This is a genomic window from Actinomyces sp. oral taxon 169 (assembly GCF_013394715.1).
Lineage (GTDB): Bacteria > Actinomycetota > Actinomycetes > Actinomycetales > Actinomycetaceae > Actinomyces.
This window is the reverse complement of record NZ_CP058259.1, coordinates 1795476-1818943: the sequence shown is the minus strand read 5'-3', so window position 1 is coordinate 1818943 and position 23468 is coordinate 1795476. Positions and strand designations below refer to the sequence as shown.

Here is a 23468-nt window from a genome sequence, read left to right as displayed (position 1 = left end):
TTATGAGCCGTACCGCGCGCATTGAGCGAGCCACGAGCGAGTCGAGCGTCGTCGTCGAGATCGACCTCGATGGCACGGGCCAGACCGACATCTCCACCACTGTCCCCTTCTACGACCACATGCTCACCGCGCTGGGGCGCCACTCACTCATCGATCTGACGGTGCGAGCCACCGGTGACACCGAGATCGACGTGCACCACACCGTGGAGGACACCGCCATCTGCATCGGTGAGGCCCTGCGCGTGGCCCTGGGGGACAAGCGCGGCATCCGCCGCTTCGGCGAAGCCAGCGTCCCCCTGGACGAGGCTCTGGCTCATGCCGTCGTCGACATCTCCGGACGCCCCTACCTGGTGCACGAGGGGGAGTCCGAGGCCTTCGTCCACCACCTCATCGGCGGTCACTTCACCGGTTCCATGGTGCGTCACGTGCTGGAGGCCATCGCCTACCACGCCGGCATCTGTCTGCACGTACGGGTCCTGTCCGGGCGTGATCCCCACCACATCGCCGAGGCCGAGTTCAAGGCCCTGGCCCGCGCCCTGCGCGCAGCCGTCGAGGACGACCCCCGTGTTGAGACCATCCCATCGACGAAGGGAAGCCTGTGATGGACCAGACCCCTCGACCCGACGAGAGTCGCGATGACCACCAGGACCACCAGCGCGACCTGGACGCCGAGTTCGCCGCCCTCATGGACGACGTGGAGATCCCCGACGACCTCTCGGCCGAGGACCTGGGGGCAGAGCAGGCCACCGGCAGCGAACCCGGCCGGCAGGCCCCGGTGGAGGAGGACTCCGTATCGGCCGGCTCCGCGGGGGAGAGCGGACCGGCAGACGTCAGGCCCGACGACGTCCCCCACAACACCTACCGTCCCCTGAACGGGGGAGACGAGACAACGCAGGACTCCGACCGCTCCCAGCTCACCGACGCCCAGGAGGCGCAGATCGCCGCCGCGGCCGAATCCCTGAGTTCCTACGTGCCCGATCAGCCCGAGGACCAGGCTCCCCGGGCGGTCAAGGTCGCCGTCGTCATGACGCCGCTGAACCGGGCCGACGGCCTGGCCGGAATGTGCTCCCTGCTGGACCTCGACTGCACCGTGGTGCCCTCCTCCAGCGGGGCCTTTGCGGTCAAGCAGTTCGTCTCCGCCCACTCGGACTGGGACGTGGCCGAGCTGCTCGGCGGCTCCGACTCCGAGCCGGCCGAGGCCGCGGAGCTGGCCGCCCAGCTCTCCCGCCTGTCCCGGGCCGGGGCGGTGCTCATGACGGCCGACCTGGCCACCGACGTCGGTATCGAGTCCGGCCTGTCCGGGACGATCACCGCCCGTCACTTCACCAATGGCCAGCCTGGCGAGGAGGCCTCTGCGGGGCTCCTGCTGGCCTCCATGGACCAGGTCGTCGAGGACGTCCTCCTGGGAGTCATCGACGCCGACGACGTCCCCGGAGCGGTGAAGTCCTCCGAGATCCAGGCGCCCCGGGCGATGCGCTGGTTCGGACGCGGCCTGCGCCGTCCCCCGCAGTGACCTCACCGGCACACGCCGCCCGCCGCCGACCAGGGGCGGGCGGCTCCTAGCCGGCGTAGGAGCTCGTCCGCTGCCCGTCCTTGTCGGAGGCGATGCAGGAGAAGCCCCGCTTCCCGGCGTTCCAGCCGGCCTCCCCCGGTCCCAGCACCGATGTGCTCGGATCGGCGGCCCCGTACTGCTGGGCGGCCTGCGCGGTACAGGTGGCCTGCACGTTGGGATCGGCCGCCAGGTCGTCATCACTGGAACCCGAGGTGCTCTCCGCCAGGGTCCCCACCTGGTAGACCTCCCAGGAGTGGGGCTCGTTGCAGCTGACCTTCCTGGCCGTGGTCTGGCCCGAGATCGAGGTGGTGCCCGCCAGGCAGGTACCCACCGGGTGCGGTGGGGTCGAGGCGTTGTCCTGACCCGACGACGAGGGCTGGGACACGGCTCCTGACGGGCCGGTGGCACTGGCCGCAGGAGCCAGACGGGCACCCGCCACCCATCCTGCGCCCAGGCCGACGACCAGGCCGGCAACCGCGCCGATCGCTGCGGAGCGCAGAGTGATCCGCCGACGTTCTCGGCCGGAGAGTCGCAGCGACTGACTCCGCTGTGCTGACACGGGCGCGTTCAGCAGCGCCTTGTCGGAGCGATCCAGCCCGCCTGAGACGATGGAGGGCGCCGAGGCGGCGGACCCCGAGGAACCGGTCGGGCGGACCGGGAAGACGGAGTCCGACGCCGCCCACTGCGATGCGCCGCTGGGAGCGTAGGAGCTGGGTGAGCCCGCCTCCTCGCTGCGCGGAGGCGGTGCCAGTCCGGCCTCAACCAGCCGCAACGAGGTCACCGGCCCGCGGACGGCCAGGTTTCCTGTCCCCAGAGCCTCACGGATCTGCCCCAGAGCCTCCGTGAGCTCCGTGCCGTTGCGGTAGCGGTGCTTAGGATCCGGAGCCATCGCCTTGCTCAGGATCGGCAGCAGGACCTCGGGGACGTTCGGGTCGGTGAAGTTGAGGGGGTCGTCGAGGGAACGGACGATCTCCGGCAGGCTGCGCTGCACGCCTTCGGGACCACGCCGGGGGCCTCGGCCCGTCAGCAGGGCGAAGAGCACCGCGCCCATGGACCACACGTCCCCCTCGGGGCCGGGGCTGGCCAGCATGAAGGCCTCCGGCGCGGCGAAGTCGGGGGTGAGACACTCCAGGGTCACGGTGGGGTCCTGACCCTCGCGCTGGACAGCGGCGATACCGAAGTCCGACAGCCGGGGAGAGCCGTAGGAGTCCAGAAGGATGTTGGCGGGCTTGACGTCCCGGTGCATGACGCCGGCCGCGTGGGCGGCCCCCAGGGCCGAGGCCGCGGCCTCCACCAGGGCCACGGCGTCGGAGGCGGGGGTCGGCCCGCGTGAGACGAGGTCGTAGAGGCTGCCGCCCGCGCACAGCTCCATGACCAGGTAGGGGCGCAGATCGGGCAGCTTGCCCGTATCGACCAGCGAAACCACGTGAGGATGCCCCGAGATCCTCGAGGCCGCCTGCACCTCACGCATGAACCGCCGCTCATTGCGGGGATCATCCAAGGGGCGGGAGTCCACCTTGACGGCGACCGGACGCTCCAGGGAGTCCTGCACCCCGGCATAGACCGTGGCGAAGCCACCGCGCCCCAGCACCGAGGTGATCCGCACCCCGGGAATGGAGAACGGCGCAGCGCTGCGCGCCCCGCTGGAGCCGCCCGAACCTGTTCCGGCCGCGGCGGGGGAGTGGGGCGAGGACGCCTGCGAATGCGGTGGGGATGGGGGTGCCGGCCAAGACGGCGCAGAGGCCTGGCCGGAGGGGAACTGCATGCTCACGGATGAATACTCGCCCATCTTGGGTGATTCGTGAAAGGAAGCCGACGACCCGGATTCGGGATCGCACATTTGCCCCGGCCGTCTCACTGTCCCCGCGCGAGGCCGCGATCAGCGCGACGCGTCCCGAACCACCGCTCCAAGGTTGTTGCGGCGGCGCTGCCGGTGCCGGTTCTGCGCACGTCACAGGGCGTTTCAGAGTGTGGAGGATACTCAGAACGATCTACCGGGACGGTAGGGTGTGTCACATGCAAGCGCCGCGCGTCACCCTCCTGTCCTACGGATCCGGCAATGTCCGCTCAGCGATGCGTGCTCTGGAACGCGTCGGAGCACAGGTGACGCTCACCAGCGACCCGCACGAGGTCACCGAGGCCGATGGGCTCGTGGTCCCCGGGGTGGGTGCCTTCGGCGCGGTCATGAGGCAGCTGCGGAAGGTCGATGCCCCCCGTCTCATCGAGCGGCGCCTGGCCGGTGGGCGGCCGGTCCTGGGAATCTGCGTGGGCATGCAGGTCATGTTCGAGCGCTCCGATGAGCACGGGACCGCGGAGGAGGGGCTGGGGCAGTGGCCCGGCACCGTGTCGCACTTGAGAGCCGACGTCGTTCCGCACATGGGGTGGAGTCTGGTCCGCCCTCCCTCGGGCTCCGTCCTGTTCGACGGCATCGCCGAGGAGCGCTTCTACTTCGTCCACTCCTATGCGGCCACCCAGGACCCCGCCGAGCTGCTCGGCCCCGGTCCCACCCGCCTGCCGCAGGTCACGTGGGCCACTCACGGCCACGACTTCATCGCCGCCGTCGAGAACGGCTCCCTGAGCGCCACGCAGTTCCACCCCGAGAAGTCCGGTGACGCAGGGGCCCAGCTGCTGCGCAACTGGTTGACGACCCTCTGAACCCACCTGAGCCATCCCACGACCACTGCAGGAGAAACGCATGCTCACTCTACTTCCCGCCGTCGACGTCGCCGATGGCAAGGCCGTCCGCCTCCTTCAGGGAGAGGTCGGCTCAGAGACGGACTACGGCAGCCCCGTCGACGCCGCCCGGGACTGGGTGCGCGCCGGGGCCGAATGGATCCACCTGGTGGACCTCGACGCCGCCTTCGGGCGCGGTTCCAACCATGAGCTGCTCGCGCGCATCGTCGGTGAGGTCGGCATCAAGGTGGAGCTGTCCGGGGGCATCCGTGATGACGCCTCACTGGCCCGGGCCCTGGCCGCCGGCGCCGCCCGGGTCAACCTGGGCACGGCGGCGCTGGAGGACCCCGAGTGGACCGAACGGGTCATCGCCGAGCACGGGGAGAAGATCGCGGTCGGCCTCGACGTGCGCGGCTCCACCCTGGCGGCCCGCGGCTGGACCAAGGAGGGCGGAGACCTGTGGGAGACCCTCGAGCGGCTCAACGCCGCAGGATGCGCGCGCTACGTCGTCACTGACGTCACGCGCGACGGCACGCTGAGCGGCCCCAACACGGAGCTTCTCACCGAGGTCTGCCTGCGCAGCCCCGCCCCGGTGGTCGCCTCCGGCGGTATTGCCCACCTCGACGACCTGGTCGCGCTGCGTCGCCTGGTGCCGCTGGGACTGGAGGGCGCGATCGTCGGCAAGGCGCTCTACAACGGCAACTTCACCCTCCAGGAGGCCCTGGCCGTGGCCGGTGACGAGGACAAGAGGCAGCCCTCGAAGGCTCGTTCCTGACTACTCCGGGCCTCTGGCGCCCCGGCTCCCGTATCGCCGGTATGCTCGCCGGCGTCAGGGACAGAGGGACGTCAAAGGCGCTACCGTGAGGGCCGTGAGCCAGTCAGCGCAGAATCAGCAGGCAGTTCCCGCACCAGCGCCCGCGCCGGTCGGCGACTCGGCGGCCGAGCCCCCGCAGGACCCCCAGGTGGCGGCGGCCGTGGCCGCACGGGCCAAGCTGGAGCGTCTTCTGGCTGCGCCGGCCCCCTTCGCCGACGACGACGGCTCGATCAGTCCGGAGGTGCGCGAGGCGTTGGAGGCCGTGGACCTGCCGCGTCATCAGTACCTCGATGAGCTGTGGGCGGCCCTCGTCGGTGGCCGGCTGATCGTTCCGGTGGCCGCTCACGCCCTTCCCGGACGCCTCGAGGGGAGTCTGGCGCAGTCCGCGGGCCTGCAGCATGGCCCGTCAGCCGATGGTGCACCGCAGGTTCCGGCTCATGAGGTGCACACTGCCGACGCCTGCCAGGACGCGGCGACCCTGGCGGTGAGCCTGCCCGACGGGCACATCGCCCTACCGGTGTTCACCAGCGCTGAGGCCATGAGCCGGTGGCGCAGCGACGTGCGCCCCGTGCCCGTCTCGCCCCAGCGGGCGGCCCAGGTCGCCTGCCTGTCCACCGACCAGCTGTGGGTGCTCGACCCCGGTAGCCGGGACCTGCGACTGCCGCGGCCCGCTGTCGTGGCCCTGGCCGGGGGAGAGGCGTGGGTGCCCTCATGGCGCAACGAGCCGGTTCAGGCCGAGGTGCGCGCCCAGCTCGAGGAGGTCGACGGGGTCACCGGCGTGGCCTTCGGGCCCGGTGAGGGCGCCGAGCTGCGGGTCTTCATCCGCATCGATGCCGCAGGCGGTCGCGCCGGCGTGGCCCGCACCCTGGAGGGCTGCCAGCACGTCATGGTCAACCCGGCCTGGGGCGACCTCATCGACACTGTGGAGCTGTGCCCGCTTCCCGCCTGATCCGAGCGGCTGGAATCCGATCTCAGGAGCGGCCCAGGATGAGGGCCTCCCACTGCTCGACCTGTCCGTAGTGGTCCTCCATCGGCCCTGCCACCTGGTCGAAGCGGGCAACGACATCGCGCAGAGCCTGGCCGTCCTGGGGACGTTCGTCTCTCTGAGCGATCCGGGCACAGGCCTCAGCGATCCCACGGATCTGGGCGAGGTCCCGGGTCGAGACCATCACCCGGCCGGGGCCCGGGTCCCTCGTGGTGCTCCAGTCGGTTCCTGCCTCACGGGAGAGGGCGGAATCGTCGTCGGACGCGCCATGGGGGTCCGGGGTCCTCACGCTGTTCCAATCCATGACTGCGGAGCGTAAGGCATCCGATTCGACCAGGCCACCGAAAAAAACGTGTGTTGGAATAGTTCCGATGAGCACGAAGTCGACCACCACAGTCCCATCTCGTCCGGACCCGGCGTCAACACCCGGTATCCGGCATGATGCCAACGCAGGCACCCAGCCCCCGGCGGTGAGTCGGGAGCCGCTGGTGAGCGCCCGCGACCTCAGTGTCGGATACGGTGACCAGCCGGTCTGCGCCCCGGCGACCTTCGATCTGCTTCCCGGCCAGGTGCTGGCCCTGGTCGGGGTCAACGGGGCCGGCAAGTCGACGATCCTGCGGACCTGCTGCGGGCTACTGCATCCGTTGTCGGGGCAGGTTCACGTACTCGGACACGTCCCGGATCCCCGCTCAGGCGCCCAGCGTGCCGCCCTCGCCACGGATCTGGGGCAGGAGTCCTTCTTCCCCACCCTGACCGTCGCCGAGCACCTGCGGATGGTCTGCTTCGGGCACGGTGTCGTCGAGGCCGATGAGCGGGTCAGTGACCTGCTGGAGGACCTGGAGCTCCGGCGACTCGCGGGGCACCTGCCCGAGGAGCTCTCCTCGGGGCAACGGCGCCGACTGGCGCTGGCCTCAGTCCTGGCACGGCCCCGCAGGCTGCTGGTCCTCGACGAGCCCGAGCAGCGCCTGGACCGGGTGACCCGCCTGCTCCTGGCCGACATGCTCGTCGAGGAGCGTGAGGCCGGCGGGGCAGTGCTCATGGTCTCCCACGACCCGGAGATCGTGGAGGAGGCGGCCACTGACGTGCTCCTCGTCGGACGCGACACCCGGATGCTCAGCGTGGACGACGGCGTGCGCGCCATTGAGGAGGGGCTGAGGTGACGTCGCTGGGTGACCGGACGGCGCCCGTCCTCTCCACCGAGCTGGAGACGATGACCTTTCCCGATGGGGCCGCGTTGCGCAGGTGGGTGAGGCGCCGTACCCGGCGGCACCTCCGCGGTGTCTGGGCGCTCGTGGGGGACGTCTACTCCGTGCTCCTGACGATCGTTGTCGTCGGGACGATCCTGGCTCCTTACCTGCGCCGGATGCTCGTGGCCCGGCCTGGCTCAGTTGGGACCGGTGCGCTCGGCGGCTTCACCGCGGTGGGCCTCGATCCCGGGTGGGCGTTCCTGGCGCTGATCGTGCTGCTGGCGGCGGTCGGTGTCGGTTCACTCGGGCGGCTCGGCCCACTCTTCCTGCGTCCCCACGAGGCCGCCTGGTGGCTGCCCATGCCCGGGGGCCGGGGCAGTCTGCTGGTGTCGGTGGCTCGCGTGGAGTACCTCATCGCGGCCACCGTGGGAGCCGCGGCGGGCGTGCTCCCGGCGGTGTCGGCCGGAGGTGGCTGGGTCGCCGCCGTGGCGTGGCCGGCCCTGATGTCGGCCGGGGCCTGCCTGGTCCTCACCGAGCTCATCAAGGCCCAGATTCTTGAGCGTGATGTCGAGCCGCTGCGGCGTCGTCTCATCGCGGCGGGGGCCGCAGCATGCCTGGCCGGTGTGGTGCTGCCCTTCCCGCGCTCCCTGCTCGGCAACACGGCGGTCGCCCTCCTGGCCGGTGTGCTGGCCTTCCTGGCTGTGCTGGGATGGCGGCGAGCCAGAGGCAACCTGGGACAGGTGCATGATGCTGCGCTCCTCGCCGTCGTCGCGCGGTCGTTCGGCGCGCACGTCTCACTGCTGTCGCTGGACACCAGGGCCCTGGGGCGGCTGCTCTCCCCGGCTCCCACCCGACCCGCCGATCCTTCGCCGCTGCGGGCGGCGCGGATCGGGAGCCGACTGCCCCGACCTCTGGGGGTGCTGATAGCAGTGGCTCAGGCGGACTGGATCCTGCTGCGCCGCCAGCGCCGGCGCCTGCTTCAGATGGGGATCGGGCTGGCCATCGCGATGCTGCCGCTCCTGTCCGGGGCGGTCGGCGCCCCGCTGCGCGCCGTCGCCTATCTCATTGGAGGCTGGATCGCGACCCTGGCCGTTGCCGAGCCGGCGCGTCAGGCCTGGTTCGATGGCGGTCCTGACGCCTCCTGGCCGGTGGCGCCCTGGGTGGTGCGAGCAGGCCACCTGCTCGTGCCGGCCGTCCTCATGAGCGCCTGGTCCCTGCTGAGCCTGGCCCCGGCGATGGCGGCCCTTGGGGCTGCGGCAGCCTGGAAGGGGCTGGCCATCGTGGTCGCCCTGGCCCTGGTGAGCGGCTGGGCCTGGGCCGGGGTGGCGCTGCGCTCCGGGTACCGGGAGATGCCCGACTTCGCCGCCGGACTCATCGCCTCTCCCATGGGCTCCCTGCCGCCGGGAGTGTTGCAGATGCTGACTCAAGGGCCCGACGCCGTCGTCGTCGGAGCGCTGACCACAGCCCTGGTCGCCAGCGGTATCGTGGTGCCGACGACGGCGCTGTTCGGGATCCAGGCCGCAGCCGGTGCCGTCGCCGTCGTATGGGGAGTCCGCACGAACCGCCGGGCCTTCTGACGACCTGCCTCGCCTCGACGCACGCCTCACACGTGGGAGGACTCACGTCAATAGGGGCAAGGGAGCGGTGGGAGAGCGAGCCCGTGTCCTGGTAGTATCCGTCACTGACCACCCGGGGTTCGCCCCGGTGCGCAAGCGGAGCGATCCCACCTGGGTTCCTTTCGGGAATCGGGTTCATGCGAGGGTGACCAGCCCTTCGCGGTCCCTGCTCGGCCACGGCCGTGCGGCGATCGCGCTCATCACGAGGCCTCCGACCTGCGCGGCAGGAACGGGGGCCTTTCCTCGTTCCGCAACCATCCGTGACTCAGAGTGAGGAACCGACATCAGCGAGCCCCGTATCAACGAACGGATCCGCGTTCCCGAAGTGCGTCTCGTCGGCCCCAGCGGCGAGCAGGTCGGCGTTGTCCGCGTGGAGGACGCCCTGCGTCTGGCTGAGGAGGCCGACCTCGACCTGGTCGAGGTGGCACCCGACGCCCGCCCTCCGGTGTGCAAGCTCATGGACTACGGCAAGTTCAAGTACGAGTCGGCCATGAAGGCGCGCGACGCGCGACGCAACCAGGCAAATACCCAGCTCAAGGAGATCCAGTTCCGCCCCAAGATCGATGAGCACGACTACGCCACCAAGCGCGGCCACGTCGAGCGATTCCTCAAGGGCGGGGACAAGGTCAAGTGCATCGTCCGCTTCCGCGGCCGCGAGCAGTCCCGGCCCGAGCTCGGGATCAGGCTCCTGCAGGGCCTGGCCGAGGAGATGGCCGAGCTGGGCACCATCGAGTCCCATCCCCGTCAGGACGGCCGCAACATGGTCATGGTCCTGGCCCCGGTCCGCAAGAAGGCCGAGGTCAAGTCCGACCAGCGCCGCCGCCGCGAGGAGGCCCGCGCCGCCCGCCGTGCCGAGAAGCACGCGGGCCGGGCACCCAAGGGCGCCAAGGCCTCAGACGGGGCACCTGCCGGCGAGAACGCCTGAGAGCGCCCAAGGGCGCACTCGACACTCACCTGACACCACCGACCCACCCCCTCGCCACCGTGAGCGGGGTCCGCAGTCCCGGCGACCACTGGTCTCCCAGGGACCGAGAAGAGGAAATTACCCATGCCGAAGAACAAGACGCACTCCGGTGCCAAGAAGCGCTTCCGGGTCACCGGCAGCGGCAAGCTCATGCGCGAGCAGGCCAACAAGCGCCACCTGCTGGAGGTCAAGTCCTCCCGCCGCAAGCGCAAGCTGTCCCAGGACCAGCCGGTCGCCCCGGCCGATGTCCGCCAGGTCAAGAAGCTGCTCGGTCGCTGACCGCCCAACCCACCAAGGAGTCTCACCATGGCACGTGTGAAGCGGGCTGTTAACGCCCAGAAGAAGCGTCGTTCCGTTCTCGAGAAGGCCTCGGGCTACCGCGGCCAGCGCTCGCGCCTCTACCGCAAGGCCAAGGAGCAGGTCACCCACTCCGGCGTCTACGCGTTCCGCGACCGTCGCGCCCGCAAGGGCGACTTCCGTCGCCTGTGGATCCAGCGCATCAACGCTGCCGCCCGCGCCGAGGGCCTGACCTACAACCGCTTCATCCAGGGTCTTGGCCTGGCCGGCGTGGAGATCGACCGTCGCATGCTCGCCGAGCTGGCCGTCAACGAGCCCGCGGGCTTCAAGGCCCTTGTGGAGGTGGCCCGCAAGGCCCTCCCCGAGGACGTCAACGCCCCCAAGGCCTGAATCACCAGTGCAGCCGGGCGCCAGCCCTGCTGACACATCATCGTCGAATCCTCGCCACACACCCTGAACCAGTGGGTGGCGAGGATTCGGCGTTCTGGGAGACCGCTCGCGTAGGCTGACGGCATGAGCCCTACCGCCTCCGCCATCCCCGATGAGTTCCTCGACGACTCCGCCGAGCGTCCTCAGGCCCGCGGGCCGCGGCGGCGCACCGTCAGCGAGGGGCCGGCCGCCGGCCACGAGGTGCTGAGCAATCCGAACTCGGCCCGCATCTCCCGGGTGGCGGGCCTGTCCCGCCGCAACGCGCGGACCAAGCACAGGCGCTTCCTCGTCGAAGGACCCCAGGGCGTGCGCGAGGCCGTCCGGCACGCCCCCGGTCGTGTGCTCGACGTCTACCTCACCGAGGAGGCCCTCGAGCGCCACAGCGAGATCTGGGACGACGCCGTGCCCGCCGAGCTCTACGTGCACGTCACCACCCAGCAGGTCATGGACGCCATGAGCCCTGACGCCCAGGGCCTCCTCGCCGTCGTGGCCACCGAGGAGGCCACCGGCTCCGAGGCGCTGGCCGCCGCCCTGGAGGGGGCCAGGCTCGTCGCCGTCCTCACCCAGGCCCAGGACCCCGGGAACGCCGGCACCATCATCCGGGCCGCCGACGCCGCCGGCGCCGACGCTGTCGTCCTCGTGCGCGGCAGCGTGGACCCCACCGCACCGAAGGTCGTGCGCTCCACCGCCGGAAGCCTCTTCCACCTGCCCGTGGTCACCGGCGTGGCCCTCGACGACGCCGTCACCGCCCTCCACAACGCCGGACTCACCGTCCTCGCCGCCGACGGACGCGGGGACTTCGACCTCTTCGAGGCCGAGTCCCTCCTGGAGGCCCCCAGCGCCTGGCTGCTCGGCAACGAGGCCCACGGACTGCCATCAGAGGCGCTGAGCCGAGCCGACGCCGTCGTCTCCATCCCCATCTACGGCAAGGCGGAGTCCCTCAACGTCGCCGCGGCCGCAGCCGTCTGCCTCTACGCCAGCGCCCGGGCACAGGCCCAGAACTCTGGCCGCAGCTGACTCACAGCAGCTCGCAGATCGCCTCAGCGGCCTGGCCCGGTCCGTCGAGCCCCTCCATAAGTCCCGCCATCCGCCGGGCGCGTGAACGCATGCCGTCGTCGGCCAGGGCCTGGCGCACCAGCTCCGCCCAGTCGGCCCTGCGAGCCTCCCGCTGCGACACGAGCCTGGCCGAGCCGAAGGCCACACAACGCTGCACGTTGAAACGCTGCTCGAACTGCAACGGAATCCCGATGAAGGGCCACCCCTGGACGCAGCTGGTCTGCACCGTTCCCTCCCCGCCGTGAGTGATGGCCAGATCGACGGCGTCGCCCAGCTGGTGGGCCGGAAGCCAGTCAGTGACGTGGACATTGCGTGGAAGAGTCTCCAGGTCCTCCTGGCGAAGGTGGGAGCGCACCGGAGCCAGCACCTGGCAGTCCGCCCGGCCCAGGCCTGCCAGCACGTTAAGGACGAGGTCACGGTTCCCTGATGAGCCCATGGCGAAGTACACCAGGGGCTGGGGGCCGGCGGCCAGGTCGGCCAGGAACTCGGGGAGCTCCCCCGGTAGCCGGGCGTAGACCGGCCCCACCACCCGGTGCCCCTGAGGCATCCTCAGCCACCCGGGAAGCAGGTGCGGGGCAGTGGCGATGAGATTGAGGTCGGCGGTGAGCCCGGCGAGCACTCCCTGGGGCAGCGAGACACCATTGGCCCTGGCCACAGAATAGAAGGAACGAGGCAGGGGGAGCCGAGTCCCGAGCGCATGGAGCGCGTGAGCGGCCACGTTGTCGACCAGGTACTCCTCCGGGGAGGTGCGAGGCAGGAAGCCGGTGGCGCCAGTGGAGCGCGCCGCTTCCAGGTGCGCCAGGGAGTATGCGAAGGGCCGTACGAAAACCAGCGGCACGCACTCCGCCCGCGCAGAAATAAACTGGCTGGGAGTTACCCCGATGACAACGGCGTCCGGACGCAAGGAGCGCAGCAGCACGCGCTCACTCGTCACCCGCTGGGCGAGCATCCGCGCCGTGAACGGGTGACGCAGGCTGCGGCCCTGGTCGAAGTCCAGCGCCAGCCGTCCCTCCTCCTCGCTGAGGTAGGGGGTCAGCAGCCGGAACTCGAAGCCCGCTGCCCTGATGTACTCGGTGTTGCATCGCGAGAAGCCAGCGAAGACGCACTCAACGTGCGAAGGCATCCGGCGGGCCACCTCGATCGCGCGGGTCACCTCGGCGAAGTTGAATGTCTCCGGAGCGAAGAGGACACGCGATGTCCTGCGGCGTACAGCCACCACATCTCCAGTGGTGCCTTGAGGCATGATCGGCTCTCCTTCTGAGAGCGAGGGGTGCCACAGTGCGGGTGAGCCCTCATCGTCGTTCTATTGTACGGCTTGTACAACCGGGAGAGAGGGTAGCACGTTCGCGCCTACGCGAACGCCTTTTTTACGACAAGTTCGAAATGCTGGAAGAAAGTGTGAACGGCCCCGGGGGAGGTTTGAGTTTCGATGCGGCCCGGTTCGCCCTTAGTGCTCGCCCTTAGCGGTTACTCACTGGCTCGTGGGTGGTGGCCGGCGTCGCGGCCGGCTCGGAGGTGTGCTCGGCGCCCTGGCTAGCCTGGGACACCAGGCTCCGCAGTGTCTGGGCGGACATGTTCGTGATGGTCTCCTGGCTGATCTCGGGGTGATCCAGCCAGGCCAGGCACAGGGAGATCATCGTGCTGATCCACACCTGGGCGGCGAACATGGCGCGCGCGTCGGGCTCGGGGATGCCCATGAGCATGAGGACGAGGCGTTCGTAACGCTCGAAGCTGGTGGCCAGCGCGGCCGCGATCTCAGGGTCCTGGTCAAGACCTCCGGTGTGAAGCGCTCGAAGGCTGTCTGGCCTGGCCTTCACGTAGCCCGCGAAAGTGGAGATCGCCCCTTCCAGAGTCAGTGCCGTCTGCTGCTCGACCAGGCCGTGAAGGTGAAGGATCTCGTACTCCACGATGGCTCGGGCGAAGGCCATCTTGGAGGGGAAGTAGTGATAGAAGAGCGTGCGTGAGACACCGGCCCGCTTGATGATCTCGTTGACGTGAGTGCGGTCGAGCGTCCCCTCCGCGAACAGCTCGACGCCGACTCTCACCAGCTCCTCCCGACGCTGCTCGGGCTGGAGGCGGCGGCGCGGATCGGTGGTATTCGCGGGACTCATGCAGATGAGACTACGACCGCGCGGTCGGCGTACGCGGTTAGGCGCCCTGTATGGCGTGTGAGCATCGTCCCAGGTTCGGGGGAGTTGTGAGACGGTTGACGCTCCGGTTGGAGACGGTGCTACTCTTCCTGACGAGAGGTTGGAACTCTCTGACATGTGTAGGCCGACACAAGCCAAGGAGGAATGCGGTGCGCATGCGGATGTGTTGCTGTTGCTGTCGATGAGACAGATGACGCTCCCATATCCATGTTGAGACGAGGTACTCGTGACCGCATCCGCACCCTCTCCTGACCAGGCCGCCGCAGACCGGGACGATGACGTCCTGGTGCGGATCAGCAATGTCACCAAGTACTACGGCCGTTTCAAGGCTCTCGACGACGTCTCCCTCGACATCCACCGTGGTGAGGTTGTCGCCGTCATCGGAGCCTCCGGATCGGGCAAGTCGACCCTGTGCCGTACCGTCAACCGCCTCGAGCCGATCCAGGAAGGGCAGATCGAGATTGACGGAATCCCGCTGCCTCAGGAGGGCCGGGCCCTGGCTCAGCTGCGCGCCGAGGTGGGAATGGTCTTCCAGTCCTTCAACCTCTTCCCGCACCGCACGGTGCTGGACAACATCACCCTGGCGCCCATCAAGGTGCGCGGCATCCCCCGGGGGCGGGCTGAGGAGCGGGCCCGTGAGCTGCTGGCCCGAGTCGGCTTGGAGGACCAGGCCGACAAGCGTCCCTCTCAGCTCTCGGGAGGTCAGCAGCAGCGCGTCGCCATCGCCCGCGCGCTGGCCATGGACCCCAAGCTCATGCTCTTCGATGAGCCCACCAGCGCCTTGGACCCGGAGATGATTAATGAGGTCCTCGACGTCATCAAGGACCTGGCTGCTTCGGGCATGACCATGCTCGTCGTCACCCACGAGATGGGCTTCGCCCGCTCGGTCGCCGACCGGGTCGTCTTCATGGACAGCGGTCAGATCGTTGAGTCCGGCCGGCCCGCCGAGTTCTTCTCCTCCCCGCGCACCGAGCGCGCCCGCGACTTCCTCTCCAAGGTGCTCAGCCACTGAGCCCCGAACCGCATCCTCTCCCGAGTGCGGCGACCACCGCAGGCCCAGCGCCTGGGACGGCCCCTCCCCGTCCGAACGAAAGGAACACCATGACCACTCTCTCCCGCCGCGGACTCCTGGCCACGACCGGCGCCCTCTCCCTGGCAGGCGTCCTGGCCGCCTGCGCAGACACGGGCGCCGACGGTAAGGCCGTCGCCTCGTCGTCGGCCTCCGATGCCGACTACGACAAGGCCATCAACTCCGGTCCGGTGGCCGCCGACGACGTCGTGGCCGCTTCCCCCTGGGCCGCCTCCGTGAAGCAGGCGAAGAAGCTCGTCACCGGTGGGACCAAGACCTCCGAGGTCTTCTCCTGGGAGGACTCCAAGACGAAGAAGATCTCCGGCTTCGATGCGGCCATCGCCCAGGCGCTGGCCCGCTACATCATCGGCGGAGACGACGCCCGCTCTCTCCTCGAGGTCCAGCAGGTCACCTCCGAGACGCGCGAGACCGTCCTGACCAACGGCACGGTCAAGGCCGTCATCGCCACCTACACGATCACCCCGGAGCGGGCCAAGAAGATCGACTTCGCAGGCCCCTACTACGCCTCCAGCCAGGCCATCCTGGTCAAGGCCGATAACAAGGACATCACCGGCGTCGACACCCTCACCGGGGACGTCGCGGTTCAGTCCAACTCCTCGTCGGCCGCCGCCCTGAAGAAGTACGCTCCCAAGGCCACCGCCAAGCCCTTCGACACCCAGGCCAAGTGCGTCGCCGCCGTCGAGAGCGGGCAGGTCAAGGCCTACGTCGTGGACCAGTCCCTGCTCAAGAGCGAGGTCCTGTCCAATGACAAGGTCAAGATCGTCGGTGAGACCTTCGCCGAGGACCCCTACGGCATCGGGCTTCCCAAGGACTCCGGGGCGCAGGCCTTCGTCAACACCTTCCTCAAGACGATTGAGGACGACGGCACCTGGAAGAGGATCTGGGAGGCGACGATCGGCAAGTCCCTCGGTGGCGACGCTCCTCAGCCCCCGGCCATCGGCTCGGTGCCCGGGTCCTCGGCCGGCGGTGACGCGAGCCCGCAGAGCTCCTGAACGACCTCACTGCCTGTCAGGCTCGCTGCGTCGTCGGCCTGAGCGGACCCGCCGCAGGGCCGACGGCGCGGCAGCCGACAGCATTCCCGTCATGGTGACGACCCGCATTGTTCAAGGAGGCGACTGTGAGTGCCATTACCGACAATCTCCCTGCTATCGGTTGGGGGCTGCTGGTCACGCTGGTGATCTCCGTCCTGTCCTACCTGGGTGGGCTGCTCCTGGGATCGCTCATGGCCATCTTCCGGGTCGGTCCCATCCCTCCGCTGCGTGCACTGGGTGCGGCGTGGGTGACAGTGGCCTGCAATATCCCCAATCTGTGCCTCATGGTGCTTGTCGGGCTGGCGCTGCCTCATGTCGGTATCACCATCCCGTTGTTCTGGTCGGTAATCGTGGCGCTGGTCTTCTCCTCGTCGGGATTCGTGTGTGAGACGGTCCGCAGCGGGATCAACTCGGTGCCCAAGGGACAGGTCGAGGCCGCCCGTGCGCTGGGCATGCCCTTCGGGCTCATCATTCGCGGCATCGTCCTGCCCCAGGCGCTGGCCCGCACGATCCAGCCACTGGTCAACATCTTCATCGCCTGCCTCATCGGCTCCTCGCTCGCCGCGGCGATCGGCGTCGTCGAGTTGACGGCCGTGACGCAGAGAATCAACCAGGATCGAGCTGCAGGAGTCATCACCTTCCTCACCTCCGGCCTTACCTACCTGGCCATCGCCTTTGCCGCCACGAAGTTCGGCGGGCTCCTTGAGAGGCGTCTCGAGTTCATGGGGAGGGGGCGAGCATGAGTTCAGACGTCATGCCGATGACGGAGCCCCGTCCACGTCGCCAGCGGAGTCAGGGCTCCGGGGCGACGGATGCGGCACTGCTCTTCGATGAGCCCGGGCCGCGGGGGCGCATCCTGATCGCCATCGGATCAGTCGTCGCCGTCATTGGAATTGCGGCGCTGGCGGCTGCGGTCCTCTACCGGCTGGACCTCGCGGGACAGCTCGACTATCCCAAGTGGCGCTACTTCCTGGGGCAGTCGGTCGTCAGTCAGCTCCTGGAGGCGGCCGGGACCACGTTGACCCTGGGGGGTGTTGCCGCCGTGCTCACCTTCCCCCTGGGAATCGCCTTGGGTTGGCTCCGTTTGCTGGACAACCGCCCCATCAGGTGGCTGGTCGGCCTGTGGATCGATGCCATGCGGGCGGTGCCGATGCTGCTGCTTGTCTACTTCTTCCTCCTGGTGGTTCCCCGCTTCGCTACGATCTCGGACTTCTGGAAGCTGGCACTGCCCATCGTCATGTGCACCTCGGCGACGACGGCGGAGGTCTTCCGCTCCGGTGTCCGGGCGCTGGACCGTGGCCAGACGGAGGCTGCTTGGGCACTGGGGATGAGTCCATCGCTCACGATGCGCCTCATCCTGGCACCACAGGCCCTGCGCCTCATGCTCCCAACCCTTATCACGCAGATGGTGACCATCATCAAGGGGACGACGCTGGCGTACGTGCTCGCCTACCCCGAGCTCATGTATCGCGGCTCCACCATGATCGGCCAGGCGAAGATCGATGCCCATTTGTCGGTCTTCTTCCAGACCTACATCATCATCGCCCTGCTCTACATCATCGTGAACTGGTCCCTGGGGGCACTGGCCCGGTACATCGAGTCGCGTACCCGCTGAGGTCGAGGCGACCTATCACTTCACTCTCGCCAGCGGAGTCAACTCTTAGGAGGGCGCCACCGGGGAGGGGATGCAGTAATGTGCGGCATTCTGCATCTCGATGTCATAGGTGATGATGACGTCTGCTGCCCTTGAACCCATCGATGTTCTAGCTGGGTCAGCGAGGTGTGACCTTGATACGTCGATGAGGTCGACCGTGGCGTGGGCGGACCAAGGCTCGGTCCTCGCGTCGGGGCCGGTGAGTGTTCCTGGGCTACGCCTCGTCTTGACCTGTTGCCATGGCGGCGTGAAGGAGGGAAGGCAGGAGCCTGTCCAAAGCCTGTTGATCGTCGGGGGAGAGGGGGGTGCGCAGGTCGGCGTCGAGTCTGCTGGCGACGTCGGTGGCAGCCTTCAGTAATCTGCGTCCTTCGCCGGTGATCTCGATGGTCTGCACTCGACGATCGCTCTGACTGCGTGTCCTGCGCACGGCGCCGTACCTGGTGAGCTGGTCGACGAGTGTGACCACCAGGCTTGGGGCGACGTGAAGTTGTGTGGCGATCTCACGTTGAGAGGTCGCCACTCCGGCGTCGACGACCGCGAGCAGTCCCACCTGCTTGTGGGTGAGGCCGGTGTGCTGGATGAGCAGTGAGAACGATCGGGTGATCTGGGCTCCTGCGATACCGAGCTGGAAGCACGCCGAGGACAGGATCGCGTGACCGTCTTCTCTTCCCATGACGTCAACGGTACACTGCGGAATTATTCAGTTCTGAATGATGTGAGGGGGCGGTCCTCATGCCATGGTGGCTCGCACTACTGAACACGTCGCTGGGAATCATCTCAGCAGGCTTCGGTGTCGTCGCTCTGATCCGCCCGCAGACGCTCGACCCTTCCTGGGACGGCGAGTCCGGGGGACGTTTCTATCCGGCCATGTACGCGGCTCGAGGCATCCCGCTCGGATTGCTGGTCGCTGTTGTCGTCTGGCTGGATCCTGCCCGGCCGCTGACTTTGCTCGTCCTGGTCGCAGCGGCGGTCGCCCAGCTAGGAGACGTCGCTATCGGTGTCGTGCACCGCGTGCCGGGAATGGTTGCGTTCCCTCTTGTCGTGGCCCTTCTCCACCTGGTCACCGCGGCCTGTGTGCTCTGAGAGCAACAGAAGATGACGAGATAGGAGAACGCGTCTCGTTGTCAGGAGGGCAGGTCGCGGCGGGTGTAGGCGACCATGCCGATCGCAACGCCGACGAGGCCAACCGCAGTCTGGGCGGCCAAGGGCTTCCAGTCGGGGGAGCCGACGACGTCGAGATGGTGACCCAGCACGCTGAGATCCTTGACCCAGTCCTTGAGTTCCACGAGCCCGCCGAAGAACTGGGCGAAGGCGCTCCAGGCCACGACCGCCCAGGACAGGCCGATCAGTCTCGGTGCCAGACCCACCAGAGCGGTCGCGATCCCGACGGCCGCCATCATGCCGGGTAGCTGGCTCACGGTGAACACGAAAGAACGCGCCACGGCGTGGTCGTCGGTGAGCTGAGTCGCCGTCGTCGCCGCCAGAACCGTCGCCGAGACCAGCAGCAAGACGATCGACTCGATCAGTGCGCACAGAACCTGGGACAGGAGAACTCGGCCACGACTCACCCCGGCGGCCAGCTCGACCTCCACCAGTCCCGCACGCTCCAGACCAGCCAACTGGTTCACCCATCGCACCGCGGCCACGGCCACAAGCAGCGTCGTGACCACTGTCATGAGGGACATGAACTGCTCCACCGGGGACCCCACGGCCATCTTGCCGACCCAGGAGGCCGTCGGAGAACCAGGGGCCAGCAGATCCTTAATGCTGCCGGACACCGAGCCATACAGGAGTGCCAGAGCCGTCGAGGCCAGGGCCCAGCCGACGAGGCTGCGCCACGACAGGCGCGCGAGCAGATTCATGTGCCCCCGCACCCGCCACCGGCGCCGAGACGAACTGCGGTCGGGCAGGTAGCCGTCCAGGTACTCACGGCGCGCGGCGAGCACTGCGGCGCTGAGCGCCACAGCGATGGCCACGGCGCAGCACACCGCGAGCACCGCGAACCGGTCATCGGTGTAAGGGCGCACGAGGTCGCGCCACCCCAGGGGAGTCAGCCACCGGAGCCAGTCCGATCCGGTGCCGTCTGAGAGTTGGTCGGCGCTCACCCGCAGCACGAAGGCGAGTGCGAGCACCATCATGGACAGGCCCCTGGCCTGGCCCACCTGACGACCCTGCTGGCAGGCCACCGCCGCGATGGCCGAGAACACCCATCCCGTCACGCAGACCGTCCCGGCCAGTGCCCAGGCCCCACTCACCGTCAGCTCCTCGATGCTCCCGGTCTGCCAGGCCAGAAGGCCTCCGACCCCCGCGGACAGGGCGGCGACCACCACCCACACCAGGGTCACTGGCACGAGAAAAGGAACCGACCTGCCCGCGCCCGTGGCGCGGAGAATCTCGACGAGCCCCTCGTCCTCATCGGCCCGCAGGACCCGGCAGGTCAGCAGGATCGCCATGAGTGAGGTGCACACGAGCAGGAAGGTTCCGGTCTCCCACTGCAGGAGCTGGCCTAGCCGGCCGGGCACGGGGACATAGCCATACAGCAGGCGCGTTCCCGGAGACTTTCGCATCTGCTCGATGAGCACCGTCCGGGTCTCCAAAGAGGGGTAGACGCTTTCGTAGCTCGGTGCGGTGACACCGACCAACAGCCACAGGGGCGCCAGCCAGGCCGCGATCTGAATCCGGAATCGTCTGAGCAGAATCCGCAGGTAGGCGTCCCAGCCGGCCAGGGCGCCGTGCGTGCCGGAGCTGATGATCGCCACTGCCGTGCCCGTTGCTGTGCTCGATGCGGCGTTCATCAGGCCTCCTCGTAGTGACGCAGGAAGAGATCCTCCAAACTGGCCGGCTCGCAGGTGACGTCCTGGATCCGGTGCTCGCCCGCGAGGCTCAGCACCGTCGGCACCTGCTCCGCCGCCACCTCAAGGCTCAGGCGGCCACCGTCCTCGATGCCGTCGAGCCCCAGGGCCTCCAGCGCCCGGGAGACGGTCCCGAGCTCGTCGCTCGCAGCGCCCAGCTCGATGCGGGTGCGTGACAACCGCCGCAGAGTCCCCAGGTCGCCCTGCTCGACCACCCGGCCGTCCTTGATGATCGTCACCGCACTGCACAGGCGCTGGACCTCGGCCAGGATGTGACTGGAGAGCAGAACCGTGCGGCCCTCGCCGGCAGCTCTGGTGACCTCCTCGGTGAAGACCCGCTCCATCAGCGGATCCAGGCCACTGGTGGGCTCGTCGAGCACCAGCAGGCTCGTGGGCGCGGCCAGGGCGGCCACCAGCGCCACCTTCTGCCGATTCCCCTTGGAGTAGGTCCGTACCCGCTTGCTGGGATCCAGATCGAAGCGCTCAATGAGCTCAGCCTCCCGCTCGGCGTCGCGCGAGCCGCGCAGCCCGGCCAAGGCGTCGAGCACCTGGCCACCGGTCAGGGCCGGCCACAGCGCCACGTCACCGGGAACATAGGAGACCTGCCGGTTGATGGCCGCGGCCTGCCTCCACGGCTCGCTGCCCAGCACACTCACGCTTCCGCCGTCGGGCCGGTAGAGCCCCAGCAGGACGCGGATCGTGGTGGACTTACCCGCCCCGTTGGGGCCGAGGAAGCCGTGGACACTGCCTGCCTCCACGGTCAGGTCCAGGCCGTCAAGCGCCTTGAAGCGCCCGAAGTGCTTAACCAGGCCGCGCACGCGCACCGGCGGCTCGCAGCCGGCGCCCAGATCACGGACCGCGCCGGGAGAGGAATCCGTGATGGGCTCGTCCGTATCCGAGCGGGACGGCGCTGCTGACGCACCCGTTGCCTTCTCCACTTCGGCTCTCTTCACTCTCACAGCACTGGCTCCTCTCCCGCTGAGCGGCGGATTGTTGCGGCGAAGTCCGGATCGGCGAGCATGAGCTGTATGAGCTCAGCCACGAAGGCCTGCTGAGCCGGATGGGGGTAGCTGGAGGTGGTCAGCACATGGGTCAGTCGCCACATGGTGCGCCCCAGAGCACCCGAGGGAAGGTCGTCCAGGACGGCCAGGGCGTGCTTCTTGTGGCGGTATGCGAGCCCCCAGCTGTTCTGCGCCAGCCGGTGGGCCTCGGCGAGCCCCTCGCTCTCAGGCAAGGTGGTCAGACGGGCGAAGTCCGCGACCTGCTGGGCGGACAGCTCTCGATCAGCCTCATCCAGCGCCTCGATGAAGGGGATCGCACTGTTGGGCACCATGCCCAGAGAGGCGAGCACCACCATCATCTGCCGCTCCGCCCGCAGGCCTCGCACACTGCCGCCCAGCCGGGTGATCCGGGCCTCGATGTCGTCATAGAAACGGGTCAGAGCGCTGGGAGCGGGGGACAGGCCCTCACCGCGCTCCACCCGGGCGATGAGCTCATCGACCCGGGAGGCCTGCTCGGCAAGGCTGTGCCGCTGCGCCTCGATCGTGCCCCGAGTGGCCCTCAGGTCGCGCAGCACCGCCTCACGGCGGGAGTCCTGATCGGTGCCGATCGTGTCCGAGGCGAGCATCTGCGCCACCTGGGTCAGCGACAGTCCGCCATCGGCCAGCCACCGGATACGCAGCAGACGGGCCACGTGCTCGACGCCGTACTCGCGCCGCCCCCGCACCGTAGGCGGGATCTCCAACAGACCCAGGTGGTGGTAGTAGCGCACCGCCCTCGGCGTGGTGCCGGCGATCCGAGCGAGCTCCTTGACGTGCATGAATCCATGACAGCAGGTGACGTAACGTCACCGTCAAGTCCCAGGCGGCGGCAATCCCACCGGAGCCCATGACCAACCCATGACCAACCCATGACCACGTTGGGCAGGTCGCCGCGCCACCCCGGTGACGGGACGATTCACACTGACGCGACGGCGCGGACTACCCTTAAGGGCGGACAACTCCGGAGACACCTGGTGGAAGGCACCGCACTATGACTGACGCTCCCGGCGCGCTCTCGCCCCTGGACGAGGACGGCATCAACGCCGCCGTCGAGGAGGCCCTGGCCGCCTTCGCCGCAGCCGGCACCCTCGCCGAGCTCAAGGAGGCCCGCCTGGCCCATACCGGCGACGCCTCGCCCCTGACCCTGGCCAACCGGCTCATCGGCACCCTGGACAAGGCGGACAAGCCCACCGCCGGCAAACTCCTGGGCGGCGCTCGCGGGCGCATCGCCAAGGCTCTGACCGCCAGGCAGGAGACCCTCGAGGCCGCCGCAGAGGAAGAGATGCTGCGCACCGAGGCTGTCGACGTCACCATCCCCACCTCGCGCACGCAGGCCGGTGCCCGTCACCCCCTCGACGTCCTCATCGACGAGGTCTGCGACTTCTTCACCTCCATGGGATGGTCCATCGCTGAGGGGCCGGAGGTCGAGCACGAGTGGTTCGACTTCGACGCTCTCAACTTCGACGCCGACCATCCCGCCCGCCAGATGCAGGACACCTTCTACATCGACGGTGCCAGCGTCGGGGCCGCCGAGGGGCAGGCTGCCAACCTCGTGCTGCGCACCCACACCTCCCCGGTCCAGGCCCGCGTCATGCTCGAGCAGCAGCCCCCGCTCTACGTGGCCTGCCCCGGCAAGGTCTTCCGCTCCGACGAGCTCGACGCCACCCACACCCCTGTCTTCCATCAGGTCGAGGGCCTGGCCGTGGACAAGGGCCTGACGATGGCGCACCTCAAGGGCGTCCTCGACCACTTCGCCAAGGCCATGTTCGGCCCCGAGGCGCGCACCCGCCTGCGCCCTTCCTTCTTCCCCTTCACCGAGCCCAGCGCCGAGATGGACCTGTGGTTCCCCCAGAAGAAGGGCGGTGCCGGCTGGATCGAGTGGGGAGGCTGCGGCATGGTCAACCCCAACGTGCTCACCGCCTGCGGCATCGACCCCGAGGCCTACACGGGCTTCGCCTTCGGCATGGGCCTGGAGCGCACCCTCATGCTGCGCCACGGAATCGCCGACATGCACGACATCGTCGAGGGCGACATCCGCTTCTCCCAGCAGTTCGGCACCACCGGAAAGGGAAACTGAC

24 protein-coding genes and 1 pseudogene are annotated in these 23468 nt (G+C 68.8%); 17 read left to right on the top strand and 8 right to left on the bottom strand.

The annotated features are described in order from the left end of the window. The first annotated feature begins 2 nt into the window (after nucleotides 1-2). Both hisB and HW274_RS07835 read left to right on the top strand, forming a co-directional pair. Nucleotides 3-602: an imidazoleglycerol-phosphate dehydratase HisB gene (gene hisB, locus HW274_RS07840; RefSeq protein WP_075253366.1), complete on the top strand. Its 600-nt coding sequence runs from the start codon at nucleotides 3-5 to the stop codon at nucleotides 600-602. Next, a complete protein-coding gene (locus tag HW274_RS07835) occupies nucleotides 602-1513 on the top strand; it encodes a hypothetical protein (RefSeq protein ID WP_178384962.1) in 912 nt (303 codons plus the stop codon). Before hisB ends, HW274_RS07835 begins: the two co-directional genes overlap by 1 nt. A 46-nt stretch (nucleotides 1514-1559) precedes the next feature. Here HW274_RS07835 and HW274_RS07830 read toward each other — a convergent pair whose 3' ends face one another. Beyond that, the gene (locus HW274_RS07830; protein WP_075253368.1) at nucleotides 1560-3143 is read right to left on the bottom strand and encodes a serine/threonine-protein kinase; all 1584 of its coding nucleotides are present in this window, start codon (nucleotides 3141-3143) and stop codon (nucleotides 1560-1562) included. A 425-nt stretch (nucleotides 3144-3568) separates the two neighbouring features. On the opposite strand from HW274_RS07830, the gene hisH reads away from it, so the two are divergent. The 3 genes from hisH (at nucleotide 3569) to HW274_RS07815 (ending at nucleotide 5988) form a co-directional block, all read left to right on the top strand. Further along, nucleotides 3569-4207: an imidazole glycerol phosphate synthase subunit HisH gene (hisH, locus tag HW274_RS07825; RefSeq protein ID WP_075253369.1), complete on the top strand. Its 639-nt coding sequence runs from the start codon at nucleotides 3569-3571 to the stop codon at nucleotides 4205-4207. Nucleotides 4208-4247: 40 nt separating this feature from the next. Beyond that, nucleotides 4248-5000: a bifunctional 1-(5-phosphoribosyl)-5-((5-phosphoribosylamino)methylideneamino)imidazole-4-carboxamide isomerase/phosphoribosylanthranilate isomerase PriA gene (priA, locus tag HW274_RS07820; protein ID WP_075253370.1), complete on the top strand. Its 753-nt coding sequence runs from the start codon at nucleotides 4248-4250 to the stop codon at nucleotides 4998-5000. An 85-nt stretch (nucleotides 5001-5085) separates the two neighbouring features. Further along, nucleotides 5086-5988, top strand: a complete 903-nt coding sequence (locus HW274_RS07815; protein WP_256692393.1) for an SseB family protein — start codon at nucleotides 5086-5088, stop codon at nucleotides 5986-5988. A gap of 22 nt (nucleotides 5989-6010) precedes the next feature. Here HW274_RS07815 and HW274_RS07810 read toward each other — a convergent pair whose 3' ends face one another. Next, the gene (locus tag HW274_RS07810) at nucleotides 6011-6328 is read right to left on the bottom strand and encodes a hypothetical protein (RefSeq protein ID WP_075253413.1); all 318 of its coding nucleotides are present in this window, start codon (nucleotides 6326-6328) and stop codon (nucleotides 6011-6013) included. A 67-nt stretch (nucleotides 6329-6395) separates the two neighbouring features. On the opposite strand from HW274_RS07810, the gene HW274_RS07805 reads away from it, so the two are divergent. The 6 genes and pseudogenes from HW274_RS07805 (at nucleotide 6396) to HW274_RS07780 (ending at nucleotide 11534) form a co-directional block, all read left to right on the top strand. Continuing rightward, nucleotides 6396-7184 carry an ABC transporter ATP-binding protein gene (locus HW274_RS07805; RefSeq protein WP_081376152.1) on the top strand — a complete coding sequence of 263 codons (789 nt, stop codon included), beginning with the start codon at nucleotides 6396-6398 and terminating at the stop codon, nucleotides 7182-7184. Beyond that, entirely contained in the window at nucleotides 7181-8788 is a 1608-nt protein-coding gene (locus HW274_RS07800; RefSeq protein ID WP_075253373.1) for a DUF6297 family protein, read from the top strand. Before HW274_RS07805 ends, HW274_RS07800 begins: the two co-directional genes overlap by 4 nt. Nucleotides 8789-9110: 322 nt before the next feature. Beyond that, a pseudogene (gene infC / locus HW274_RS07795) lies at nucleotides 9111-9620 on the top strand (translation initiation factor IF-3); the annotation flags it as partial. 255 nt (nucleotides 9621-9875) lie between these two features. Further along, the gene (gene rpmI / locus HW274_RS07790) at nucleotides 9876-10070 is read left to right on the top strand and encodes a 50S ribosomal protein L35 (protein ID WP_003780493.1); all 195 of its coding nucleotides are present in this window, start codon (nucleotides 9876-9878) and stop codon (nucleotides 10068-10070) included. A gap of 27 nt (nucleotides 10071-10097) precedes the next feature. Continuing rightward, nucleotides 10098-10478, top strand: coding sequence for a 50S ribosomal protein L20 (gene rplT, locus HW274_RS07785; protein WP_003786223.1), 381 nt, complete (start codon nucleotides 10098-10100; stop codon nucleotides 10476-10478). A gap of 123 nt (nucleotides 10479-10601) precedes the next feature. Further along, nucleotides 10602-11534 (top strand): RNA methyltransferase, encoded by a 933-nt coding sequence (locus HW274_RS07780; RefSeq protein WP_081376153.1) that lies wholly within the window; start codon nucleotides 10602-10604, stop codon nucleotides 11532-11534. A gap of 1 nt (nucleotide 11535) precedes the next feature. Here the strand turns inward: HW274_RS07780 and HW274_RS07775 are convergent, their stop codons facing one another. Continuing rightward, a complete protein-coding gene (locus tag HW274_RS07775) occupies nucleotides 11536-12816 on the bottom strand; it encodes a glycosyltransferase (RefSeq protein ID WP_075253375.1) in 1281 nt (426 codons plus the stop codon). Nucleotides 12817-13033: 217 nt separating this feature from the next. Further along, the gene (locus HW274_RS07770; RefSeq protein WP_185988526.1) at nucleotides 13034-13684 is read right to left on the bottom strand and encodes a TetR/AcrR family transcriptional regulator; all 651 of its coding nucleotides are present in this window, start codon (nucleotides 13682-13684) and stop codon (nucleotides 13034-13036) included. 265 nt (nucleotides 13685-13949) lie between these two features. Between HW274_RS07770 and HW274_RS07765 the strand changes: the two genes are divergently transcribed. The 4 genes from HW274_RS07765 to HW274_RS07750 all read left to right on the top strand — a co-directional run bounded on the left by HW274_RS07765 (nucleotide 13950) and on the right by HW274_RS07750 (nucleotide 17459). Continuing rightward, on the top strand, nucleotides 13950-14735 hold the full coding sequence (locus tag HW274_RS07765; protein WP_075253377.1) for an amino acid ABC transporter ATP-binding protein: 786 nt from the start codon (nucleotides 13950-13952) through the stop codon (nucleotides 14733-14735). 89 nt (nucleotides 14736-14824) lie between these two features. Then, entirely contained in the window at nucleotides 14825-15805 is a 981-nt protein-coding gene (locus HW274_RS07760; protein ID WP_075253378.1) for a glutamate ABC transporter substrate-binding protein, read from the top strand. A 125-nt stretch (nucleotides 15806-15930) separates the two neighbouring features. Continuing rightward, complete coding sequence (locus HW274_RS07755; RefSeq protein ID WP_075253379.1) at nucleotides 15931-16587, top strand: amino acid ABC transporter permease; 657 nt, start codon at nucleotides 15931-15933, stop codon at nucleotides 16585-16587. Further along, nucleotides 16584-17459: an amino acid ABC transporter permease gene (locus HW274_RS07750; protein WP_185988525.1), complete on the top strand. Its 876-nt coding sequence runs from the start codon at nucleotides 16584-16586 to the stop codon at nucleotides 17457-17459. The genes HW274_RS07755 and HW274_RS07750 overlap by 4 nt, the downstream gene beginning before the upstream one ends. A 253-nt stretch (nucleotides 17460-17712) precedes the next feature. Here the strand turns inward: HW274_RS07750 and HW274_RS07745 are convergent, their stop codons facing one another. After that, nucleotides 17713-18171, bottom strand: a complete 459-nt coding sequence (locus HW274_RS07745; RefSeq protein WP_185988524.1) for a MarR family winged helix-turn-helix transcriptional regulator — start codon at nucleotides 18169-18171, stop codon at nucleotides 17713-17715. A gap of 59 nt (nucleotides 18172-18230) precedes the next feature. Between HW274_RS07745 and HW274_RS07740 the strand changes: the two genes are divergently transcribed. Then, nucleotides 18231-18581 carry a hypothetical protein gene (locus HW274_RS07740; RefSeq protein ID WP_185988523.1) on the top strand — a complete coding sequence of 117 codons (351 nt, stop codon included), beginning with the start codon at nucleotides 18231-18233 and terminating at the stop codon, nucleotides 18579-18581. Nucleotides 18582-18622: 41 nt separating this feature from the next. On the opposite strand, the gene HW274_RS07735 is transcribed toward HW274_RS07740, so the two are convergent. From HW274_RS07735 to HW274_RS07725, 3 genes are read right to left on the bottom strand one after another with little or no spacing between them, the layout of a single operon-like run. Continuing rightward, nucleotides 18623-20293: an ABC transporter permease gene (locus tag HW274_RS07735; RefSeq protein ID WP_185988522.1), complete on the bottom strand. Its 1671-nt coding sequence runs from the start codon at nucleotides 20291-20293 to the stop codon at nucleotides 18623-18625. Beyond that, nucleotides 20293-21309: an ABC transporter ATP-binding protein gene (locus HW274_RS07730; protein ID WP_313902153.1), complete on the bottom strand. Its 1017-nt coding sequence runs from the start codon at nucleotides 21307-21309 to the stop codon at nucleotides 20293-20295. The genes HW274_RS07735 and HW274_RS07730 overlap by 1 nt, the downstream gene beginning before the upstream one ends. Further along, a complete protein-coding gene (locus tag HW274_RS07725) occupies nucleotides 21306-22169 on the bottom strand; it encodes a MerR family transcriptional regulator (RefSeq protein WP_185988521.1) in 864 nt (287 codons plus the stop codon). Before HW274_RS07725 ends, HW274_RS07730 begins: the two co-directional genes overlap by 4 nt. 212 nt (nucleotides 22170-22381) lie before the next feature. Between HW274_RS07725 and pheS the strand changes: the two genes are divergently transcribed. Continuing rightward, entirely contained in the window at nucleotides 22382-23467 is a 1086-nt protein-coding gene (gene pheS / locus HW274_RS07720) for a phenylalanine--tRNA ligase subunit alpha (RefSeq protein ID WP_185988520.1), read from the top strand. Nucleotide 23468: the final 1 nt, after the last annotated feature.